This window comes from Rhodococcus sp. 66b, from assembly GCF_002076325.1.
Lineage (GTDB): Bacteria > Actinomycetota > Actinomycetes > Mycobacteriales > Mycobacteriaceae > Rhodococcus_F > Rhodococcus_F erythropolis.
In genome coordinates, this window is sequence record NZ_MUZB01000004.1 from 368599 (window position 1) to 390468 (window position 21870).

General features: G+C 62.2%; 22 protein-coding genes. 6 read left to right on the forward strand and 16 right to left on the reverse strand.

Annotated elements, in window-relative coordinates; genetic code table 11:
• Positions 1-10: 10 nt before the first annotated feature.
• From B0E55_RS09855 to B0E55_RS09880, 6 genes are all read right to left on the reverse strand, one after another.
• Positions 11-661 (reverse strand): PaaI family thioesterase, encoded by a 651-nt coding sequence (locus B0E55_RS09855; RefSeq protein ID WP_021331979.1) that lies wholly within the window; start codon positions 659-661, stop codon positions 11-13.
• Positions 661-1530, reverse strand: coding sequence for a MaoC/PaaZ C-terminal domain-containing protein (locus B0E55_RS09860; RefSeq protein ID WP_046379299.1), 870 nt, complete (start codon positions 1528-1530; stop codon positions 661-663). The genes B0E55_RS09855 and B0E55_RS09860 overlap by 1 nt, the downstream gene beginning before the upstream one ends.
• Positions 1530-2732, reverse strand: coding sequence for a lipid-transfer protein (locus B0E55_RS09865; RefSeq protein ID WP_080909631.1), 1203 nt, complete (start codon positions 2730-2732; stop codon positions 1530-1532). Before B0E55_RS09865 ends, B0E55_RS09860 begins: the two co-directional genes overlap by 1 nt.
• A gap of 7 nt (positions 2733-2739) precedes the next feature.
• Positions 2740-4920: an acyl-CoA dehydrogenase gene (locus tag B0E55_RS09870; protein ID WP_080909632.1), complete on the reverse strand. Its 2181-nt coding sequence runs from the start codon at positions 4918-4920 to the stop codon at positions 2740-2742.
• A gap of 34 nt (positions 4921-4954) precedes the next feature.
• A complete protein-coding gene (locus B0E55_RS09875; protein ID WP_031330808.1) occupies positions 4955-6118 on the reverse strand; it encodes a steroid 3-ketoacyl-CoA thiolase in 1164 nt (387 codons plus the stop codon).
• Positions 6119-6311: 193 nt separating this feature from the next.
• Entirely contained in the window at positions 6312-6923 is a 612-nt protein-coding gene (locus B0E55_RS09880; protein ID WP_024487262.1) for a TetR family transcriptional regulator, read from the reverse strand.
• Positions 6924-7092: 169 nt separating this feature from the next.
• Between B0E55_RS09880 and B0E55_RS09885 the strand changes: the two genes are divergently transcribed.
• Positions 7093-8625 (forward strand): FAD-dependent oxidoreductase, encoded by a 1533-nt coding sequence (locus B0E55_RS09885; protein ID WP_020909157.1) that lies wholly within the window; start codon positions 7093-7095, stop codon positions 8623-8625.
• Positions 8626-8699: 74 nt separating this feature from the next.
• Here the strand turns inward: B0E55_RS09885 and B0E55_RS09890 are convergent, their stop codons facing one another.
• From B0E55_RS09890 to hsaA, 8 genes are all read right to left on the reverse strand, one after another.
• Positions 8700-10610, reverse strand: a complete 1911-nt coding sequence (locus B0E55_RS09890) for an alkyl/aryl-sulfatase (RefSeq protein WP_080909633.1) — start codon at positions 10608-10610, stop codon at positions 8700-8702.
• 163 nt (positions 10611-10773) lie between these two features.
• Complete coding sequence (locus B0E55_RS09895; RefSeq protein WP_019745326.1) at positions 10774-11325, reverse strand: pyridoxamine 5'-phosphate oxidase family protein; 552 nt, start codon at positions 11323-11325, stop codon at positions 10774-10776.
• A gap of 30 nt (positions 11326-11355) precedes the next feature.
• On the reverse strand, positions 11356-12372 hold the full coding sequence (locus tag B0E55_RS09900) for a TIGR03617 family F420-dependent LLM class oxidoreductase (protein ID WP_080909634.1): 1017 nt from the start codon (positions 12370-12372) through the stop codon (positions 11356-11358).
• Between the two features lies 1 nt (position 12373).
• Positions 12374-13255: an SMP-30/gluconolactonase/LRE family protein gene (locus tag B0E55_RS09905; protein WP_080909635.1), complete on the reverse strand. Its 882-nt coding sequence runs from the start codon at positions 13253-13255 to the stop codon at positions 12374-12376.
• An 82-nt stretch (positions 13256-13337) separates the two neighbouring features.
• Complete coding sequence (locus B0E55_RS09910) at positions 13338-13799, reverse strand: SRPBCC family protein (protein ID WP_020970817.1); 462 nt, start codon at positions 13797-13799, stop codon at positions 13338-13340.
• Entirely contained in the window at positions 13792-14151 is a 360-nt protein-coding gene (locus B0E55_RS09915) for an ArsR/SmtB family transcription factor (protein ID WP_003940373.1), read from the reverse strand. The genes B0E55_RS09910 and B0E55_RS09915 overlap by 8 nt, the downstream gene beginning before the upstream one ends.
• Positions 14152-14216: 65 nt before the next feature.
• A complete protein-coding gene (locus B0E55_RS09920; protein ID WP_080909636.1) occupies positions 14217-15509 on the reverse strand; it encodes a glutamine synthetase family protein in 1293 nt (430 codons plus the stop codon).
• A gap of 38 nt (positions 15510-15547) precedes the next feature.
• A complete protein-coding gene (hsaA, locus tag B0E55_RS09925) occupies positions 15548-16714 on the reverse strand; it encodes a 3-hydroxy-9,10-secoandrosta-1,3,5(10)-triene-9,17-dione monooxygenase oxygenase subunit (RefSeq protein ID WP_020970820.1) in 1167 nt (388 codons plus the stop codon).
• A 237-nt stretch (positions 16715-16951) separates the two neighbouring features.
• On the opposite strand from hsaA, the gene B0E55_RS09930 reads away from it, so the two are divergent.
• Genes B0E55_RS09930 through B0E55_RS09945 form a run of 4 tightly spaced genes read left to right on the forward strand, consistent with a single transcriptional unit; the run spans position 16952 to position 19718 of the window.
• Positions 16952-18115: a Rieske 2Fe-2S domain-containing protein gene (locus B0E55_RS09930; RefSeq protein WP_019745333.1), complete on the forward strand. Its 1164-nt coding sequence runs from the start codon at positions 16952-16954 to the stop codon at positions 18113-18115.
• Entirely contained in the window at positions 18093-18389 is a 297-nt protein-coding gene (locus B0E55_RS09935) for a hypothetical protein (protein WP_080909637.1), read from the forward strand. The genes B0E55_RS09930 and B0E55_RS09935 overlap by 23 nt, the downstream gene beginning before the upstream one ends.
• A 30-nt stretch (positions 18390-18419) precedes the next feature.
• Positions 18420-19208 (forward strand): SDR family NAD(P)-dependent oxidoreductase, encoded by a 789-nt coding sequence (locus B0E55_RS09940; RefSeq protein ID WP_080909638.1) that lies wholly within the window; start codon positions 18420-18422, stop codon positions 19206-19208.
• A 51-nt stretch (positions 19209-19259) separates the two neighbouring features.
• Positions 19260-19718 carry a nuclear transport factor 2 family protein gene (locus tag B0E55_RS09945; RefSeq protein ID WP_021331968.1) on the forward strand — a complete coding sequence of 153 codons (459 nt, stop codon included), beginning with the start codon at positions 19260-19262 and terminating at the stop codon, positions 19716-19718.
• A gap of 1 nt (position 19719) precedes the next feature.
• On the opposite strand, the gene B0E55_RS09950 is transcribed toward B0E55_RS09945, so the two are convergent.
• Entirely contained in the window at positions 19720-20514 is a 795-nt protein-coding gene (locus B0E55_RS09950; protein WP_019745337.1) for an SDR family NAD(P)-dependent oxidoreductase, read from the reverse strand.
• Between the two features lie 214 nt (positions 20515-20728).
• Here B0E55_RS09950 and B0E55_RS09955 point away from each other — a divergent pair, with 214 nt between their 5' ends.
• A complete protein-coding gene (locus tag B0E55_RS09955) occupies positions 20729-21307 on the forward strand; it encodes a GNAT family N-acetyltransferase (protein ID WP_070386370.1) in 579 nt (192 codons plus the stop codon).
• Here the strand turns inward: B0E55_RS09955 and B0E55_RS09960 are convergent.
• Positions 21298-21804, reverse strand: coding sequence for a ClbS/DfsB family four-helix bundle protein (locus tag B0E55_RS09960; RefSeq protein WP_019745339.1), 507 nt, complete (start codon positions 21802-21804; stop codon positions 21298-21300). The two genes, B0E55_RS09955 and B0E55_RS09960, sit on opposite strands and share 10 nt — an antisense overlap.
• Positions 21805-21870: the final 66 nt, after the last annotated feature.

Consider the following 21870-nt stretch of genomic DNA (forward strand, 5'->3'; position numbering starts at 1 on the left):
CGTCAGACCCCTACCTGGGGCGCGGCACGGTCTTGTCGATGAACAATCCCTCTACCGACACACACAATTCGCCGTCCGCAGTCTTGATCTCACCGACGGTGTGAATCTTGCGGCCGTCCTTGGAAAGGAATTTGCCGCTGATCGTGAGGGGCTCGAACAGCGGAGTCGGGCGATGGTACCGAGTGCTCAATTGTGCTGTCATGCCTGAAGTTCCACCCCAGGCATTGGCGACACCGAGAACGTGATCGAGCAGCAGAGCCGAAACACCGCCGTGTACGTGGCCGGGAGGGCCCTGGTACGGCAGAGTCAACGTGACCACTCCCTGCACCGACCCGTCAGCGAGCCCTTCCAGAACCAGCGGCGGCGCAATGGCATTCTCGGGGCCGGTCACCGGATCGTGACGAGTCACGCCCTCACCGTTCCACATGTCGATCAAGCGCTCGGCCACCTCGGGCGAGTGCTGCTCGAGGTGCTCGGCAATGCTGTTGAGCTCCTCCGCAACCCGATCCAGATTGGCGTTTCCGCGGTCGGTGCGCAGCATCGCGTCGACAACGCGACGCGCTGCTGCCGTGGCCCGGTCGACCGGGGCGTCCTGCGGCGGCGACGTCAAAACCGTGCCGCCCGGGTGTGTGGCTGCCGTGGGGTGCGTGCCGAGGTCCATCAGTTGATCTCCATTGTTGCGTGTGTGAGAACCGGGGAGTTCTCGCGCTCGGGGCACGTCGCCGCCAAGGTCAGTGTGTTGCCGTCCTGCCATACCGATGTGGTGATGGATTCGCCGGGGAACAGCGAACCGGCGAACCGCACCGAGTAGTTCTTCACCCGCGTCGGATCTCCGTCGAGAATTCCGTCGACCACCGCCTTGCAGACGATGCCGTACGACGCCAGACCGTGCAGAATCGGAGCGTCGAATCCCGCCATCTTCGCGAAGGAGGGATCAGCGTGCAGCGGGTTCATGTCTCCACTGAGTCGGTACACCAGCGCTTGTGAGGGACTCGTGCTCGACGTCAGTACCTTGTCGGGCGCCCGGTCAGGCACCCCGGCAACCACTTCGGGACCGGCGCTGCCGCCGAAGCCACCTTCGCCGCGGGCCCAGATCTGCATTCCGGTGGTCCACAACGGATTCCCGTCAAGGTCCTCGGCCGCCGTCTCGAGCACGATGACGGCAGCCTTGCCCTTGTCCCACACGTCAGCGATGCGAGTGGAAATACGAGCAGCACCCGTCGACGGGATCGGCGCGTGAAGTGTCAGCGACTGCCCACCGTGCAAAATCTTGCGCAGGTCGATGTCGATTCCCGGCATACTCATCGACGCTGCGGGCAGTACACCCGCCGAAACTCCCTGGCCTGCAACCATTGCAAAGGTCGGGAGCACTTTCAGACCCTTTTCGTACACCCAGGTGAGCTCGGCGGGATCCAGAGCGTTCACGCCGGCGCCGAGCCCCAACTGGTAGAGCATGACGTCGCGGTCGGTCCACGACGCTTCGCGCACAGTCGGTTCGGCGGACAATGCCACCTCGAGATCGATAGCCATCAGTTCTCCAAAGTTCCGGCTCGGTAGACGGTCACGACGCACGCGCCGCCCAGTCCGAGGTTGTGCTGCAATCCGATTCGTGCGCCTTCGACCTGGCGAGCGTCTGCGGTCCCGCGAAGCTGCCACGTCAGTTCGGCACACTGTGCCAGCCCGGTGGCACCCAGCGGGTGGCCCTTCGAGATCAGACCGCCAGACGGGTTGACGACCCACTGGCCGCCGTACGTCGTGGCACCGGATTCGACGAGCTTTCCGCCTTCGCCGGCGCCACACATTCCGAGACCTTCGTAGGTGATGATCTCGTTGATCGCGAAGCAGTCGTGCAGTTCGATGACATCGACGTCGTCGATGCTGATGCCGGCTTCGGCAAAGACCTGCTCGGCGGCCGCAGCCGTCATCGGCGCGCCGACTACGTCGATCATCGACTTCTCGGCAAACGCTGCCGAGGTGTCGGTGGTCATGGCCTGAGCGACGATCTCGATCGCACGGTCCTCGAGTCCGTGCTCACGGACGAACTTCTCACTCACGACGACGGCAGCACCGGCACCGTCCGAAGTCGGTGAACACTGCGAGCGCGTCAGCGGCTCGTGAATCATCTTGTCGCCGAGCACCTGTTCGAGGGTGTACTCGTCACGGAACTGCGCATACGGATTGTTGACCGAGTGCTTGTGGTTCTTGACCGCCACGGCTGCAATCTGCTCGACCGTGGTGCCGTACTTCTTCATGTGCTCGACGGCGGCATTACCGAACAACTGAGCGGTCATGGGCGATCGGGCGAAGCCGTAGTCCTCGACCATGATCTTCAGCTGCGAGTCCAAAGTGGTGACCTTGGGCATCTCACCGGTTCCGGTCAGCGCCGTTTTGGTCATCTTTTCGAAGCCGACGGCCAGTGCGCAGTCCGCTTGTCCGGCCTGTACCCACTCGCGCGCCGTCATCAGTGCCGTCGAGCCGGTGGCGCAGTTGTTGTTGACGTTGAAGATCGGGATACCGGACAGACCCGTTTCGTACAGGGCACGCTGGCCTGCTGTCGACGCGTTGAACACGTAACCGACTGCAGCACGCTGGATCTTGTCGTAGCTGATCCCGGCATCGGTGAGTGCATTCGAGACGGCTTCGGTCACCATGTCCGGGTATTCCCAGTCGCGGGTCTCGATCTTCTCGAACTTGGTCATGCCCACGCCGATGACGAAGGTGCGATTGCTCATGTGCAGGTCACTTTCCCGGTTCGGGGTCGCGAGGCAGACCCAGGATTCGCTCACCGATGATGTTGAGCTGAACATTGGTTGTACCACCCGCGATGGACATGCACTGCGAGTTCAAGAACATCTGGGTTGCAGACATCCGATGCTGTTCGCCCAGAAGTGAACTCGGACCGGCCCACTCCATTGCCACATCCCAGACCTGCTGGATGTGCTCGACACCGATCAACTTCGCCACCGAGGATTCGGCCCCCGGCTGCGCGCCGGTGAGCGAGCGCAGCGTGGTGCGCAGACCGAGCAGACCGCCGGACTGCGCGTCGCACAGCACCTTTCCGAGCACCGTCAGCTGCTCGTCGTCGATGCCACCGGGTAGTCCGTCGACCAGACTCAGAAGAGCCTCACCACCCGATCCGAGAGACGAGTCGTTGGACAGCGAGACACGCTCGTTGGCCAGTGTGGTGCGAGCGAGCTTCCAGCCGTCCCCCGGCTCGCCGACCAGGCACTCGTCGGGGACGAAGACGTCGTCGAAGAAGACTTCGTTGAACAGTGCTTCACCGGTGATCTCGCGAAGCGGGCGAATGTCGAGGCCGCTGTTCTTGATGTCGATCAGGAAGTAGGACAGGCCCTTGTGCTTGGGGGCGTCGGCGTCGGTGCGCGCGAGGCAGATTCCCCAGTGTGCGTCGCGTGCCATCGACGTCCACACCTTCTGGCCCTGCAACTTCCAGCCACCGTCGACCTTGGTGGCCTTGGTGCTCAGAGCCGCGAGGTCGGAACCTGCGCCGGGCTCGGAGAAGAGCTGGCACCAGACGATATCGCCGCGCAGTGACGGCGGGACGAACTTGGCGAGCTGCTCTTCGTTGCCGTGCGCGATGAGCGTCGGGATGACCCAGTTGCCGATGATCATGTCGTGCGGCTTGATCTTCGCAGCGCGCAGTTCTTCGGCGATGACCAGCTGGCTGACGGCATCGGCGGACTTGCCCCACGGAGCCGTGAAGTGCGGTGCGGTGTAGCCCTTTTCCGCGAGGTACGTCTTCTGCGCGGCACCTTCGAGTTCGAGTGCAGGAGCGAGCTCGGCGCGAACGTCGGCGCGGACCGCCTCGGCCTCGGGCGGCAACTCGATGCTGAGCACGCGACGGGTGCCGGCAATGGTCAGCTCGGCAACGCGACGACGCCAGGATGCCGTGGAACCCAGCAGAATTCGCAGGGACTGCGCGCGGCGCAGGTACAGGTGCGCGTCGTGCTCCCACGTGTAGCCGATTCCGCCGAGCACCTGGATGCAGTCACGCGTGACGGAGAAGCCTGCTTCGAGGGCCGTGGCTCCGGCGACGGCTGCTGCGAGAGAAGCCTCTTCGGCACCGACGCCGTTGGCGGGCGTCAGTGCGCGCGCAGCGTCCCACGCGCAGACGCGCGCCTGCTCGGCAAGAGCGAGCATCCGAGCGGCCTTGTGCTTGACGCCCTGGAACTGGCCGATCGGGCGACCGAACTGCTGACGCACCTTCGCGTAGTCGGCCGAGGTCGTGACGGCCCAGTCGGCCAAGCCTGATGCCTCGGCGGCGAACAGTGTTGCAGCAATGTCGAGTACACGCTGCGTATCGATGGTGAGGATCTCGGAATCGGCGAGGATCAGACCGTCGACGGTGACCTCGGAGTTACGACGTACGACGTCGTAACTGGCCAAGTCCGTGACCTCGAGGCGGTCACGTCCGAGCAGAACGAATCCGCTGTCCGTCGCGAGGAGGAACACGTCGCCGACATGGCCACCGAGAATCTGGCTGGACGTTCCACTGAGGGTGGCGGTGTTGCCGTCGCGGGCGATCTTCAGCGAACCCGGCTGCAGTGCAACGGCTCCGAGTGTGCTGCCGTCGACCAGTCCGGCCAGCGGAGCGGTGACTCCGGCGTCGCTGAGAACGGCGCTGACCACGACTGTCGGCAGGAACGTGCCGGGAACCATGGAGCGCCCGAGTTCCTCGACGACGATCGCGAGCTCGACCAATCCGTATCCAGCGCCGCCGAATTCCTCGGCCACGTGTAGTCCGAGAAGTCCCTGCTCTGCAAGCCCGCTCCAGAGTTGGGGGCGAGTTTCGACCTTCGCCTCGACCGCTTCACGGATAGCGGTGGGTGTTGCGTGACGTGCCGCCCAGCCCCGTACGGAGTCGCGGAGGTCACGATCTTCTTCACTCAATCCAATGGTCATGTCTACCTCGTCAATTCGACTGTGTGAGTACGGGTCAGATGCGTTCGATGATGGTGGCGGTAGAGAGAGCGCCACCGGCGCACATCGTGACCAGCCCCGTGGACTTGTTCGAGCGCTCGAGTTCGTGCAGCGCGGTCGTGATCAGACGAGCGCCGGTCGAACCGACGGGATGCCCGAGTGCGATCGCACCGCCGTTGACGTTGACCTTGGACAGATCTGCGTCGTGAACCTGCGCCCAGGAGAGCACTACCGAGGCGAACGCTTCGTTGATTTCGACGAGATCGATGTCGTTCAGAGTCATTCCGGCCTTGTCGAGCACCATCTGGGTGGACTCGATCGGTCCGTCCAGGTGATAGAAGGGATCGGATCCGACCATGCCGGACGCGACGATCCGCGCGCGGGGCTTCAATCCCAACTCCTGCGCGCGCTCTTCGCTCATCAGCAGTACCGCAGCCGCGCCGTCACTGATCTGCGACGAGTTTCCGGCGGTGTGGATATGGCCTTCGATGACCGGCTTGAGTCCGGCCAGCGCCTCGGCTGTCGTCTCGCGCAGGCCACCGTCGCGGGTGACAGTGGCGATCTCACCGGTCGGCACACCTTCCTTGGTGACGACGGGAGCCTTGACGGGCACGATCTCACGGTCGAAGCGTCCTTCGGCCCAAGCCTGGGCTGCGCGGCGCTGCGATTCCAGGCCGAAGGCGTCGACGTCGGCGCGTGTGATGCCACGCTTCTCGGCGATACGCTGCGCAGAGGTGAACTGGTCACCCATGTCGATGGTCCAGTCGTCCGGGTACGGGTTTCCCGTACCGGGCGCGTTTGCCTGGCCCAGGAACACACGGCTCATCGCCTCGACGCCGCAGCCGATACCGGCTGAGATCTGACCCGAGGAAATCAGGCCGGAAATCAAATGCACTGCCTGCTGGGCAGATCCACAGGCGCAGTCGACGGTGGTTGCCGCTGTGCTGTACGGCAATCCGGCGTGCAGCCACGCTTGCCGCGTGACGTTGTTGGACTGCTCACCTGCCTGGGTGACACAGCCACCGATGATCTGCCCGATGTCTTCCGGTGCGACGCCTGCCCGTTCGAGAACGCCGAGTTGCGCTGCTCCCAGAATCTCGGCGGGGTGCAGCCCCGCCAGGGCGCCGCGACGACGGCCGATCGGTGTCCGAGCGGCCTCGACGATGACTGCATGACCCATGATGTGCGCTCCTTCGTGGAGTTTTCGGTCGGTGAGCTGACTCACCGTCAACTTTTCTGTAATGTATTCTATTGTTGATGTCAGGGCAATGCCGGAATGAACGTCATCTTTGAACCAAGTCTGACTCAAATAATAGAATTGATTTCAATTTTGAGGACACGACGAACCCACCCCGAGAAGGGGCGAGGTCACGTCAGTGTCGTGAGAGATTCACCAGAAGCAGGTCGCACCCCTTGCGGATGTCGTACTCCGCATCCGGGATGGAAATTCGACCGTTGAGGCACGATTGGATGACCCCGAACCACAGCTGCATCAGCAGACGCAACCCGGTGTTGTCTTCCTCGGTCGGGTTCTCGATCCCGGCCGCATCGAGGATGATCTGCCGGAAGCCGCGATCGATCTTGCCCACGTCCGGCACCGTCGCGACGTTGGCGGTACTGGACGACTGCAGCATCGCAGTCGAAAGGGCCGGCCGACGCAGTAACCCGCGAGTCGCGCGCACCAGGACCTCGTACACGGCGTCCTGCGGATTGGCCGACTGCACCTGATGCTTGGCGAAACTGTCGCCGATCTGATCGATCTGCTCGACCATCACAGCGACGAAGAGGTGCGTCTTCGAAGGGAAATAACGGTAGAGAGTGCCGATGGCCACGCCTGCCCGCTTGGCAACTTCGTGCATCTGAACCCGTGAGAGTTCTTTCTCGGTCCCCAATTCGGCGGCCGCTTCCAGCATCCGCACATGGCGCGCCCGCTGCTCGTCCGAACTGGGCTCAGCAGCGTCCCTGACCTCGGCAATTCTCGGCAACGTCGCCCCCCATCATCGATTATGTGTCCCGGCCGCGAACGACCGCGCTAATTCTCTCACCTGGACCACCCATCTCGGCATATTGCCCGCTCAGTGGGACCTGGCATGGCCTTCCAGTGCCGTGCGGTATTCCGTGGACACCCCACCCTCTTGGAGTAAGGACGCAATGATGCAGGACTGGACCAGCGAGTGCGACGTGTTGGTAGTCGGCTCCGGCGGCGGAGCGCTGACCGGCGCATATACCGCCGCTGCTCAGGGATTGACGACGATCGTCCTCGAGAAAACCGATCGTTTCGGCGGGACCTCCGCCTACTCGGGCGCCTCGATCTGGCTCCCAGGTACCCAGGTGCAGGAACGCGCCGGACTTCCCGACTCGACCGAGAATGCCCGCACCTATCTGCGCGCGTTGCTCGGTGACGCCGAGTCCGAGCGCCAGGACGCCTACGTCGAGACCGCTCCCGCTGTCGTCGCTCTACTCGAGCAGAACCCGAACATCGAATTCGAGTTCCGTGCGTTCCCCGACTACTACAAAGCCGAAGGCCGGATGGACACGGGACGCTCCATCAACCCTCTCGATCTCGATCCCGCCGACATCGGTGACCTCGCCGGCAAGGTGCGTCCGGAACTGGACCAAGACCGCACCGGTCAGGATCATGCTCCCGGCCCGATGATCGGTGGGCGCGCACTGATCGGCCGTCTGCTGGCCGCAGTTCAGAGCACCGGCAAGGCAGAACTTCGCACCGAATCCGTCCTCACCTCCCTGATCGTGGAAGACGGCCGGGTTGTCGGCGCCGAGGTCGAATCCGGCGGCGAAACCCAGCGAATCAAGGCGAACCGCGGTGTCCTGATGGCAGCAGGCGGCATCGAAGGCAACGCCGAGATGCGTGAGCAGGCAGGCACCCCCGGCAAGGCGATCTGGAGTATGGGTCCCTTCGGCGCCAACACCGGCGACGCGATCTCCGCCGGAATTGCTGTCGGCGGCGCAACAGCCTTGCTCGATCAGGCGTGGTTCTGCCCCGGCGTCGAGCAGCCCGACGGCAGCGCCGCCTTCATGGTCGGCGTTCGCGGTGGGCTCGTCGTCGACAGCGCCGGTGAGCGCTACCTCAACGAGTCGCTTCCGTACGACCAGTTCGGACGAGCCATGGATGCTCACGACGACAACGGTTCTGCCGTGCCGTCGTTCATGATCTTCGACTCGCGCGAGGGTGGCGGACTGCCCGCCATCTGCATCCCGAACACGGCGCCCGCCAAGCACCTCGAAGCCGGAACGTGGGTCGGTGCCGACACTCTCGAAGAACTCGCTGCCAAGACCGGACTACCGGCCGACGCATTGCGCAGCACTGTCGAAAAGTTCAACGATGCCGCAAAACTGGGCGTCGACGAAGAGTTCCATCGCGGCGAAGACCCGTACGACGCGTTCTTCTGCCCACCCAACGGCGGTGCGAATGCGGCACTGACGGCCATCGAGAACGGACCGTTCTACGCGGCCCGCATCGTCCTCAGTGACCTCGGCACCAAGGGCGGATTGGTCACCGACGTCAACGGCCGAGTCCTGCGTGCTGACGGCAGCGCCATCGACGGCCTGTACGCCGCCGGCAACACGAGCGCGTCACTGAGCGGCCGCTTCTACCCAGGCCCCGGAGTTCCACTCGGCACGGCCATGGTCTTCTCGTACCGAGCAGCTCAGGACATGGCGAAGTAACACAGTTCAATCACACTCTGTGACAACAGATCGTGGGGCAGCCGATATCGCAATCGGCTGCCCCACAATCTTTCTCACGGCGTCGCTATGTTGAAATTCGGATCGAACGTGTCCATGATGTCGGCGAGGCGAGTCAGCGTTGAAACATCACCGTCGGACGTGACTTTTCCGGTGTCGAGGATGGCAGCGGCCTTTCCTGGTTGGAGAAGGATGCCGGCAAGCAACGGCTTCGGACCGGTCAGGGTCAGTTGCGCGTCAGGGGCGCGGCCCGAACGCGCGTTGAGAACTGCCCGTCGAATCCACATATTCCAATCCTGTTTCGTGTCAGCAAAACTGAAGTTGACGGAAATGTCGACGTCCTCGGCCTTCTCCGCGATGAGGTGTACTGCCGCGTAGTCGAAAAGCAGATCGATTGGCATCGCCAGAATCGTGTCGGTGGTGTCGGTGTTGATCTGACCGGCGCTCGTCACTCCGTTGCGCAATTCCATCGCCGTGGCGAGGAAGATCGACCGATACTGCGGGACTTCCTGCTGGTATCCGAGTTGTTCGTAGGCGTCCGCCTGCAAATTCTTCGCTTCCTCGTCGTCAGGATCGGCGAAGACCAGGTGATGGAGTAGCTGCACCGCCCACCGATAGTCGCCCGCTTCAAAAGCACTGCGCCCCTCGGCAAGTATTTTCTCTCGCCCGATCAGGTCGACGTGCCGCTTGGCGTGATCCGCGGGTAGCAACGGCAAGATCGTCGCCGGGTCACCGTCCCAGAATCCCAACTCCTTGTGGAATACCGCGCGGACGTTGTGGTGCAGTCCGCCGTGGTAGTAACGGTTGTACCACTTCTGTCCGATGGCTTCCGGCAGCCGGACGACCTCCGCAGCTTCGAGCGGCGTGTAACCCTGGTTCGCGAATCGTAGCGCCTGATCGTGAATGAACTTGTACATGTCCCGTTGCGATTCAAGGAATTCCACCACCGTGGCGTTCCCCCATACCGGCCATGTGTGCGGACCGTGGTGAACTTCGACCTCGTCGCCCCACCGCACCAATGTCTCATCCAGGTACCTGGCGAAGTTGCGCGCATCTCGGGTGCGTGCGCCGCGGATGGTCTGGATGTTGTGCATCGAGTGATTGGCGTTCTCAGCACAGGTGAGCGCTTTGATGGCCGGGATCCAGATATGCATCTCCTCCGGCGCTTCGGTATCGGGAGCGTAGAGGAACTCGAAGTCCCACCCGCCGAGATTGCGTACCTCACCGGTCTTGGTGATGCCGTCAGTGGGCGGAATGTAGGTCATGTGGATGTTCATGTTGTCGGTACCAGGGGACAGACCAACTGTCACCAGACCACAATCACATTGCGGCAGAATCAAACCGAAGGTGTATCCCATCCGCCGCGACATCGCATTACCGGTGATGACGTTCTCGCCGATCGCGAACTTGTTGAATGACTCGATGGTTCCGGGCGCGACGATCGGGACTTTTCCCGATGCCACGTCTGCTTCGTCGACCAGGCCTTTGACTCCGGCGTAATGGTCGAAGTGTGTATGGGTGTAGATGATCGCAGCGATAGGTTTGTCATTGTTCAGCTCACGCCGGAACAGTTCGAGCCCTGCTTTGGCAAGGTCGGCGCTGGTGGTGGTGTCGATGATGACGAGCCCGTCGGGTGCGTCGACGATGGTCAGGTTAACCGCGAATCTGACCTGGTACAGACCGTCGACAACCTTGTACAGACCGGACCGCTTCACTACTTGCGACTGGCGCCACAGGCTGGGGTTGACGGACTCTGGCGCAGGTTTGTCGTCCGCGATGTACTCGAGTGGTCGACCGTCGTGGATCAGATCGCCGTTGTCGTTGAAGACTTGATCGTTGTCCCACCCGGTGATGAATCCGCGGTCCGCGTCGCCGAAATCCTCCCGGTCAGACATGGGATAGTCGTCGACTGCCGCGCGATTGACCTCGACGGTGAACGGTGTTGCAGGCTTGGTCTCAGCACCCATGAGCACTCTCCTCCGGTCCTTGTGTCCTCGTCCACGCAAGCACGCGATGCCATCGACGTGACCTCACGCGGAACCCTCTGCAACCAATCTGGTGGCCACGCGGCATTCGCGCATCACCCATCGCAGGTGAGACGGCGACTGAACAACGGACAGGACCAGAGCCTCACTCCGGGTCGAGACCGGGCAACCCGTCCACACTCTTCGCGTTCTTCTCGGCGCGATAGGCGATGAGCCGCTCCGGACCCCTCTTCTCCGCTACGCGGTCGAGCACGTCACGATCGGATTGGTAGTCCATCAGCGGTACTGCGTATCCGCACGAATCCGAAATGCGCGTCAGATCGACCACGACGATCGACCGCAGTCCCGGGTGCTCGGGGAACCTACCGACAAGCTCGTTGAACGGTTCCGACCCTGCGGGCAGAACTTGTCCGTGACCGTGCAGTCGAACGATCTTCGGTGGTCCGTCAAATGCCATGAACATCAGGGTTATTCGCGAGTTCTCGCGCACGTGCGCGATGGTTTCCACACCGCTGCCAGTGAGATCGAGGTACGCCACGCGGGTGGATGTCAGCACCACGAACGATCCGACTCCCCCTTTGGGTGAGCAATTGATCAACCCGTCAGGAGACAAAGGTGCGGTAGCAACGACGAACAGCGGTTGGGCCTGCAACCACGTGGTGAGCTTTTCATCGATGCCTTCGTAGACGCGCCCCATGTCGAGAGTGTAGTTCGCGCCGACTGGACGTCACGGGGCAGACGCTGCGGCGGCTCGAATCTCCTCACACATCGCTGCGAAGGCGCGGTCGTCGGCGGGATCCGCCGGCACTGCCAGTGCAATGCCGTCGCAGAGACTCGCGTATTTCGAACTCAGCACCCCGGGGAGTTCGGCGTAGGTGCATTGCGTGACCAAGATGTCGAGAACATCGTCCGTGAGCACAGCTGGTAGTCGAGCCCAATCACCCGTTCGTGCCATCGCAGTCAGCTTCTCGCCGATCCCCGCCAAGCCGAGAACCTCGAGCGCGGTTCGATATGCCGGTGTGGAGTAGAGAAAGGCAAGTTCACTGCGCACCGCTTCTCGTCGAGCAAGTATCGCGGCACGATCTTTGCCGGTGATCGTCTTCGGAACGGCAATCAGCCGCGGCTTCCTTCCGCCTTCCGTCAATGATGGAATGATCCTCTCCGCGAGCACCTTCGGATGGGAGCTGGTGGGGTGAGCAACAAAGCCGTCGGCGACGGCTCCTGCCAGTGAGCACATGCGGGAGTTCACTCCCCCGGTCCAGATCTCGGGAGCTGGAACGTCGAGCGGCCCCGGATTGAAGTAGGGCTGCAGTCGGTTGAAGGTGTAGTGCGAGCCGGCATAGTCGAGTTCGCCGCCCGTCTGGAACGCTTGAAATATCTCCCTTACAGCACTGACGTAATCGCGCAGTTGTGCAACAGGATTGGTCCACGGCATCGAGTACCGCCCGACGATGTTCCCGCGCACCTGCGTTGCGAGCCCCAGTTGAAATCGCCCACCCGAGAAACCTGCAAGATCCCAGGCAGCCAAAGCCGTCACCATGGGACTGCGCGCAAACGCGACAACCATCGACGTCCGGACAGTGAGAGTACTGCTGTGCTCGACGGCCAGTGCCGCCACGGCAAAGGGGTCGCGAATGGTCTCGGAGATGTGCACCGTGTCGAAACCGAGGTTCTCGATGCGTTCGACGTGCTGAGCCACCTGCCGCAGCGGAGTGTCGGCAGGTAGCGAGGTCACCAATTCCATGTCAGCCCAAAGGCTCCAGACGAATCGACAGCAGCTTTCCTTCTGTTGCCACCTTGCGAGCGTGTTCGTTGAAGTCCGGGGCGGCACAGACGAACAGCGTACGACCGTCGGAACCGCCGAGCCCGCAAGCGAAGACGCCGCTGTCGAAGGCAATTTCACCGATTGTCTTGCCAGACGGGTCGACGTGGAGAATTCGACTTCCGAGTGCGTCGGCCACCCACATCGAATCGTCTCCGTCGATGCAACATCCGTCGGGCGCAACGACGATCTCAGCGAGGGTGGTCTCCATCTCGGGTCCACCAGGTACCGACCCGAACGACGCCCAATCACGGCGTTCGCCCAGAGAGCCGTCGGGCTGGACGGCAAACGCACTGATTCGATTTCCCAGCGTTTCGTCCACGAGCAGATCTCCGGTCGACGTCAGAGCCATCCCGTTGGGGAAGTGGAGATCTCGCGCCACGACGTGCACCGATCCGTCCGGGTCGACGCGGAGGAGATCTGCCGTCTCGACGGGGGCCAGGTTCATCAGGTCGAACCCGAAGTTGCCCACGTACGCTCGTCCCTGCGCGTCGACCAGCATGTCGTTGACGTTGGCACTCACGTACTCGGACAAGTCTGCGTGCACCACCAAATCGCCATCGGATTCTCGCCGCAGAATCTTCTGGTCCCGCATGGAGACGACCAGTAATCTGCCGTCCGGAAGCCACCCCAACCCGGACGGCTGCCCTGGAATCTCCGCCTCGACGCGTACGTCGGTCCCGTCCTCACGGGCCGAAATCACCTGGTAGGTATAGAAGTCCGACACCCAAATTCGGTCCTCGTGCCAGCGCGGGCATTCGAAGTAGGTATATCCCTCGAGAACTACCGCAACCTCTGGTGCCATCAGGCTCTCCCACGTCGGTGATTGAATGGTGTGTTCACTCCATTCAATCACCGGTGCCCCGGTGGCGGTGTCCGATTCCCGACTACTCGCCGCGGTATACCTTGTCCAGCACGTCGAACGCGGATTCCCACCCGTCGTAGACGTTGCCGTCGCCCTTGAAACCCGGGATCCCGACCAGATGGAATGTCATCTCGGTCTTGTCTCCCCGATCTGCGAGCGTGACCGTGATTCGAGGCGCGGTGTCCACCGAATCTCCTGGATTCCCCCAGGTGAAGACTAGCTTCTTCGGCTCGTCGACCTCGAGATAGGTTCCACCGGTGGGAAACTCGGCACCATTCTCGTCGTTGATCATCAGGTAGCGGTACGTTCCGCCAACTCTGGGGTCGATCGTGACGTGCTCCCGAGGGCTGCTGACACCCTCGGGGTGCCACCACCGCGCCGCCTCGTCGGGATCGGTCCACGCTTGCCAGACAAGGTCACGCGGCGCATCGAAGATCCGGGTGATGGTGAATTCTGCGGTGGCATCGGCATTCTGGTCACTCATTGTCCTTCTCCTTCTTCGGTCGACGTTGCTTCAGCTCACGTAGACGCTCGTCGAGGAGGTCGAAGCGTTCGTTCCAACCGCGCCGGTGTTCGTCGACCCAGGCGCTGGCGTCGTCGAGACCCTCCGCGCGAAGGGTGCAAGTGCGCCATTGCGCGGTGGCGGTTCGTTCGATGAGACCGGCTCGCTCGAGCACCTTCAAATGCTGTGAGATGGCGGGCCGACTCATCTCGAACGGCTCGGCCAGCTCACCGACGGTCATCGAACCATCCGTCAGGCGAGAGAGCATTTCACGCCTCGTCGGGTCGGCCAGTGCGCTGAATACTGCATCGAGTCGACCACTTCGCTCGTCCATGTAAGCAACTCCTTAATTAAGGAATAACTTAAACATAGAACTCACGATCCTAAGCGTCAACCCCTTCAACTCCAGGTGTATCGAAGCCTCTCGACGGTTGTCGCCTCGTCCATCTGGGAGAACGTCTCCTGCTCAGCTCCCTTCACGGACACCATCGCTTCGATGATCGACTCCCCGAAGATTTCCCTCGCCACCGAGGAGGAGTTGAACTTCTGCACGATCTCGCCGAGATCGGTGGGGACTCGGGTCACCCCGCGCTCATCACGTTCCGCCTCTGTGAGAGTCGACGGGTTCACCACGATTTCAGGCGGCAATGGCGCGGCATTGTCGATACCGATCTGCGAAAGACCGAGTACCGCAGCGGTGGCCAGATACGGATTGGCCGATGGATCGATGATCTTGACTTCGGCGTTGGCGCCGTGTGGATTCGACGGTGACTCCGTGCAGAACCTCAGTGCCGCTTCCCGGTTCTCGAGCCCCCAACAGACGTAGGCCCCCGACCAATTGTCCGGACGCAGCCTGAGGCCGGAGAGCGGCGAGGAAGCAAAGACGGCCGTGAATTCCGTGAGGTGAGAAAGGATTCCACCCAAAGCTGATGATCCTTCGTCGGTCATCCCGTAGTCCTGACCACCACCGGAGAAGACGGGCCGCCCACCTGAGATCAACGAAAAGTGCTGGTGTGCACCGTTCCCTGCACCTCCGATCGTAGGTATCGGTGAAAACGATGCCGCCAATCCATGGGCTCTGGCAGTGCGGCTGATCAAGATCCGGGCCAGCACCACAAGATCGGCCGCTTGAACAGGAGCGCTCGGAGCGATGGAGATCTCGAATTGATCCGGTCCGTACTCCGCATGAACTTGCTCGATATGAAGTTGTGCGCGTTCGGCATTGCGCAGAAGGTCCTTGAGGAAGTCCTCGCGGCGAAGGACTGCACCTAACCCGTACGCCGACCACGCTCCGTCGCACGCATCACCGAAAAGAGTGAATTCGATCTCGTGACCCACCCGAGCTTCCAGTCCGTCGGCAGCAAGCCGCGCCACGACGGCAGTGAGTGCGGACCGAGTGCACACAGCAGCCGTCGAACCGTCTTGCTCGTACAAAGTGGCCGGCGCCCACGACACACCCTCGCCGAGATCGCGGAGGTCGGAGCGGTCGATACGCAACCGGAGATCACCCACGACGGAAAAGGAATCGGTGAAGGCAATCCGATCGTCGCTGCAGAAAACATTCCAACTCGGCGAGACCCCCGCACCGACTTCCTCGAAGACACCGCTTCGGCCTGCCGGCATCACTTTCGCCCGCGCGACACCCGCCATGTCCACGATCGAGCCGATAGTCAGCGCCGGAACTTCCCTCATCCAGAGGCAGATACCCCACTCGGCGGCGCGCCAACCGGTCAGATCAGGTTGTCCTCCACCGGCAGTCCGAACGCCGCCCGGCCGTACAGCGCCAACGCGCGCTCGGGTTCGTTGGCAACGTGAACGCTGCCCGCATGAACGTCTCGCCACGCACGCTCGATCGGGTTTCCACGAGAGAGGGAGTTCCCGCCTGCTGTCTTGAACAGCATGTCGATCGCCTCCACCGAACGTTCCGTCGCGCGAACCTGATCACGACGCGCGCGCAGCCTCATCGAGAGCGGAAGCTCCTTGCCGGCGACAGCAAGTTCGTACATCTCCCGGATATTGCGATCCATCTGCAGAATCGCGGCATCGATCTCCGACGACGCACGCGCGACGGCAACCTGAGCGAACTGGTCCTCACTGAACCGTCCACCACCCAAGCTCAGACGGACCCGCTCACGCATCACGTCCAGGTACCCCTCGTAACAACCGGCGACGATGCCCACACACGGAGCCGCGACCGTCGAGGTGAAGATACTCCCGAACGGAAGCTTGTACAGCGGACCAGGATTGACTGCTTGGCCTGGGCCGCGAAGTTGTGCGGTCTCGTAGTTGCGCTTCAATCGGTGCTCGGGCACAAAGGCCTTGTCGACCACGATCTCGTTGCTCGCGGTGCCGCGCATCCCCACGACATCCCAGACATCTCGGATCTCGTAATCCGTACGCGGCACCAACACCGTCATGAAATCGACCGGCCGGCCGTCCATCCCGACCACCATCGCTCCCAGCAATGCCCAACTCGCGTGATCACAGCCGGAAGAGAAGCCCCACTGGCCCGACAGTTCGTAACCACCGTCCACCGCCGTCAGTCGACCGACCGGCGCGTACGCGGACGAGATGAGCGTCGTCTGATCCTCTCCCCACACGTCGGCCTGTGCCTGGTCGTCGAAAAGCGCCAGATGCCACGGGTGCACTCCCACCACCGACGCGACCCAACCGGTCGAACCACAGGCAGCGGAGATTGCCCTGACCACTTCGTAGAAGTGGACCGGGTCGCTCTCGGCGCCCCCATATCTCTTGGGCGCCAGCATGGAGAAGACGCCGGCTTCGGAAAGCTCCCGAATGGTCCGTTCGGAGATCTTGCGCGAATCGTCGACCTTCTGAGCGCGGGCCGCGATCTTCGGAAGCAGATCACGGACTGAGCTCAGAACCTTGTTGACCATGGAAGACACTCCTCGCACCGAACCGTGAGGGAGCGGATCGGCAGATAGACATAACGGCTGCCCCGTCACGATATGTCGGTCACACGTTCCGATGATCGGAAGTCCCGGAGGCCGGGATCAGCCGCCGGATCCTCTCGCTCGCCGCTGGTCCCGGCCAGTGAGACGAGGCCCCAGCGGTAATTCACGCTCCCCTAGCGTCGGGCGTCGACACTGACCCTGGAAAGGACGGGACTCATCGTGACGATCAATCAGTCCGACAACGACGAAGTTCGCGAGATCCAAGCTGGAACCGCGCCTACTCGCTTTGCACGTGGATGGCACTGCATTGGGCTCACGGAGTCCTTCAAGGACGGCCAGCCGCACTCCATCGAGGCGTTCGGTACCAAGCTCGTCGTCTTCGCCGACAGTGAAGGCAACGTCAAGATCCTCGACGCGTACTGCCGTCACATGGGTGGCGACCTGAGCCAGGGCACCATCAAGGGCGACGCCATTGCCTGTCCGTTCCACGATTGGCGCTGGGGCGGCAACGGCAAGTGCCAGAAGATTCCGTACGCACGCCGCGTTCCCCCGCTGGCCAAGACGCGCGCATGGCAGACGCTCGACCAGGACGGCATGCTCTTCGTCTGGCACGACCCCGAGGGCAACCCGCCGACCGACGACGTAGCCATCCCCCGTATCGAAGGCGCGCTCAGCGACGAGTGGAGCGACTGGGTCTGGTACACCACGACCGTCGACACGAACTGCCGTGAAATCGTCGACAACATCGTCGACATGGCCCACTTCTTCTACGTCCACTACTCGTTCCCGACGTACTTCAAGAACGTCTTCGAAGGCCACGCCGCAACGCAGTACATGCGCGGCGTCGCTCGCTCCGATATGCGTCCCCACGCGGCAGGCACCCCGAAGATGGTGGGAAGCAACTCGGTTGCGACGTACTTCGGCCCTTCCTTCATGGTCGACGACCTGACCTACGAGTACGAGGACTACAACGTCGACTCTGTACTCATCAACTGCCACTACCCGGTCAGCGCAGACAAGTTCGTGCTCCAGTACGGCATCATCGTCAAGAAGTCGGATCGTTTCCAGGGCGAAGCCGCCGACGCGATGGCCGCGAACTTCGGCACGTTCATCGCCAAGGGCTTCGAGCAAGACGTCGAGATCTGGAAGAACAAGACTCGCATCGAGAATCCGCTCCTGTGCGAAGAAGACGGCCCGGTCTACCAGCTCCGTCGCTGGTACGAACAGTTCTACGTCGACGTCGCGGACATCGCTCCCGAGATGACCGAGCGCTTCGAATTCGAACTCGACACCGCGCGACCCGTCGCCGCCTGGCAGAAGGAAGTCGAAGACAACCTCGCTGCGAAGAAGGCAGACGAAGATGCAGCCTCTTCAGTGCGCTGAGTGCAAGGCGCAGGTCCTGGTCCAGAAGAACAGTTGGGAACACACCACCGTTCAGTGGAGTGACCAGGCCCGCGCCCAGTGCCTCGAAATCGCCGACGAACGTGAATTCGGGCAACGTGAGGGACGACCCGGTGCTCCCCGCAAGGAGTGCGGCGCCTTGATCGCGTCTATCGTGAACGCTGCAACAGCGGGCGAGCTCGAGATTCTCAACGACGAGCCGGTGCCTCAGCCGATCGTCGACGACAGCGAACCAGTACCCGCTCCGTTTCACTAGCCGAGCCAACATCTTTCGAAGAAGGTAGTAATGATCGATCCCCAGTACTACGGCCCGTGGGCAGTCATCGCCGGCGGTTCCGAAGGTGTCGGCGCAGGGTTCGCCGACGAGCTCAGCAAGATCGGCATCAGCCTCGTTCTCATCGCCCGCAAGCCGGGCCCGCTCGAGGAGACCGCGGCCAAGGCACGCGCCAACGGCGTCGAAGTACGAACTCTTGCACTGGATCTATTGGTTCCCGACGCGCTCGACCAGATCAAGGCTGTCACCGACGACGTCGAGGTCGGCCTGCTCATCTTCAACGCCGGCGCCAACAGCTACGGCCACGAGTTCGTCACCGGTGATTTGACGGGATTCGCCGGAGTCATCGAGCTGAACATCAACAAGCAGCTCGAACTCTCGCACCATTTCGGCGGTTTGATGAAGGATCGCGGACGAGGCGGCATCATGCTGCTCGGCTCGCTGGCCGGATTCATGGGCTCCGAGCACCAGAGCATCTACGCGGCGTCGAAAGCTTTCGGTCGCATCTTCGCCGAGAGCCTGTGGCTCGAACTTCAGCCGTACGGCGTTCACGTCGTCGAGTTCATTCTCGGTGTCACTCGCACGCCGGCCATGGTTCGCGCGGGATTGAACTTCGACATCCCGGGCATGAACGTCGCAGAGCCCGAGGATGTTGCACGCGAAGGCCTCGAACACCTTGCCGACGGCCCGATCTGGGTTGCTGCAGGAAACTACGAAGGCGCCAAGAAGCGCAGCGGCTTCCCCCGAGACAAGATGGTCAAGGGCGCTGCCGAAGCGATGCGCAAGCTGCTGAACCGCTGACTTCTGCTGTGCGCCTTTATTAACCCCCCGACGTTAAGAAAGGCGCACAGCATGGGCGTCGACATCACCACTCTTCTCGACGAACGCGAGATCACCCGCTCCATTTTCGAGTTCGCCCGAGCCATGGACGCGCGGGACTGGGATGAACTCCACCGGATCATGACTCCGGACGCTACGGCAGAACTGGGAACCGGAACTCTTCGTGGACCTGCCGAGGTAGTGGCTTCCATCCGCTCGTTCCTCGACGAGTGCGGTCCCACCCAACATCTGATCGGCAACGTGCTGGTCGAGGTGGTCGGTGATATTGCCACCAGCCGCTCCTATGTCAGCGACATGCATGTGGGCACCGGAAGCAAAGCTCACCTGAACTTCTTCACCCTCGGCGACTACCACGATTCTTGGACCCGAATCGACGGAAGGTGGCGAATGACGCACCGCACCAAGCATTCACACGCCAGTCAGGGATCCATCGAGGTTCTGGGCGCCGGCCCCAGCGGTTGGCGGAGCTGACTCAGCTCAACATCGACGAACGGCCGGTCGCGAGTGGACTCTTGCTGGTGAGTCCACCGTCGACCACCAAGGTCTGCCCCGTCATGTAGCGAGATTCGTCCGAGGCCAGGTAGAGCATGGCGTGTGCGATGTCTTCGGGCTCACCGAGGTAGGGCAGCGCGTTTGCCTGCTTCATGCCGTCGATGACATCAGCGGGGATGTTGTCCACGAGTGCGGGTGTCATGATCGCGCCCGGCGCTACGGCGTTGCACCGAACACCGTTTGCTCCGTACTGGACTGCGATGTACTGCGTCAGACGAATAACTGCCGCTTTGGCGGATCCGTAGGCAGACTGCAGGGAATCCCCGATCAATCCACCTACCGAGGCCGTGTTGACGATCGATCCTCCACCGGCACTGTTCATGTGCGGAATGGCAAGTCGTGAAGCGACGACAGTGCTGCGGACGTTGAGCGACATCACGCGATCCCACTCGTCCAGGTCCATCCGGAGCAGGTCGAGATCCTTGCGCGGATTACTACCGCCCACGTGATTGCACAAGACGTTGATGCCACCGAATTCGGCGACCGCCCTTTCGATCATCGCTGCCAGGGACTCCTCGTTCATGACATCGACGCCGAAACCCAGCGCAGTGCCGCCGGTCTCGCGGATCGCCGCCGCTGCTTCCTCCGCTCGAGCTGGATCGAGGTCGGCGACCAGCACCTTGGCGCCTTCTGCCGCCATGAGTTGTGCTGCTGCACGCCCGATTCCGCTGGCGGCGCCGGTGATCACTACATTTTTGCCTTCGAGCCTGTTCATATTCATTCCCTTCGCGGGGAATCGCCGTACCCGGATCTCATGTGCCCGAAATTGACAGCTCGGCGATTACCCGATCACTACCAGTGAACGCAGGATCGACAGCCGCGTCCAACTTTCTTGAATGAACTCACAAGTACGTGACCACGGCCCGCGCACCTGCTACACCGCCGAAATCGAGTGGCGACGGAAGACACCATTGTGCTGAAGTGGCACTATGCAGAATTCTGTTCGACCGCTGTCCATCGACGACCTCGACCGTGCCGCCGAGGTTCTCGGCGAGGCTTTTGCCGACTATCCCTGGACGAACTGGTGCGTCGCCGAAGACTCTCACGTGGAACGGGTCGCCGCTCTGCAACGGATCTACCTCGAACACCTGGCACTACCGTTCGGACGTTCATACATCGATGATTCAGGCAACGGCGTCATCGCAGTCCTGCCGCCCGACGCCCCGGAGCCTGATGAAGCGACTGTCGAGAAGATCGTGGAACTGCACGGAGATCGGTTCGAGCGCGTTCTCCAGGCTGACGAACAACTGTCTGCGCTTCCCGCCCTCGAGCACGCGTGGTCGTTGGCAACGATCGGTACGACACCGCGTTCGCAGGGCAGTGGATTGGGCTCTGCACTACTGAAACATGCCTTGGCGGAACTGGATCGAACCGAACAGGCTTGCTGGCTCGACACGTCGACCGAACGAAATCTCCCGCTGTACCAACGGTTCGGTTTCACGATCGTCGGCCAGACCTCGCTCCCCGACGGACCGGGCGTATGGCGGATGCATCGACTTCAGGGCTGATTGTTCGACTTCAGCACTCGCCGAATCATTTTCGACAACGACGCGTATTGGGTGATCGTGTTGACGGCAATCCACCTCGAGACCGGCCACGTCCGGGTCCACGAGAAAACCCCGACCGACAGCAGTTGATCGTCTTCGAGAGTTCCCACGTATCGACGCAGCGCTGCGACAGCCGCGCGCAAACGATCCCGAAGCTCTCGAACCGAGGTACCTGCACTCGCCTCGACCACCGACTGGTTCAGCGCGGGTGTTTGCGTCCACTTGTAACCCGCAGCCGGCGTCTGCGGTGTCTCGTCTCGCAGTCCGGCACCTATCCACTCTACGACGGCCTCTGCCCACCAGACACGCACAGCGAGTACGTCGTGCACCGTCCACGCATCGACGGCAACGGCGTCGAACGCATCGGCCTCGGCGACGCCGTCGAGTAACGCGTCGAGTTTCGAATACGCCGAGTCCAGCGCACTCGCCAGTTCCTCACGTGACAAGGTCTGCGCCACAATGCCTCCGAACGATCAGTAGAGAAAGAAGAAGCGGGACCATCTCGACTCGATGGCCCCGCATTC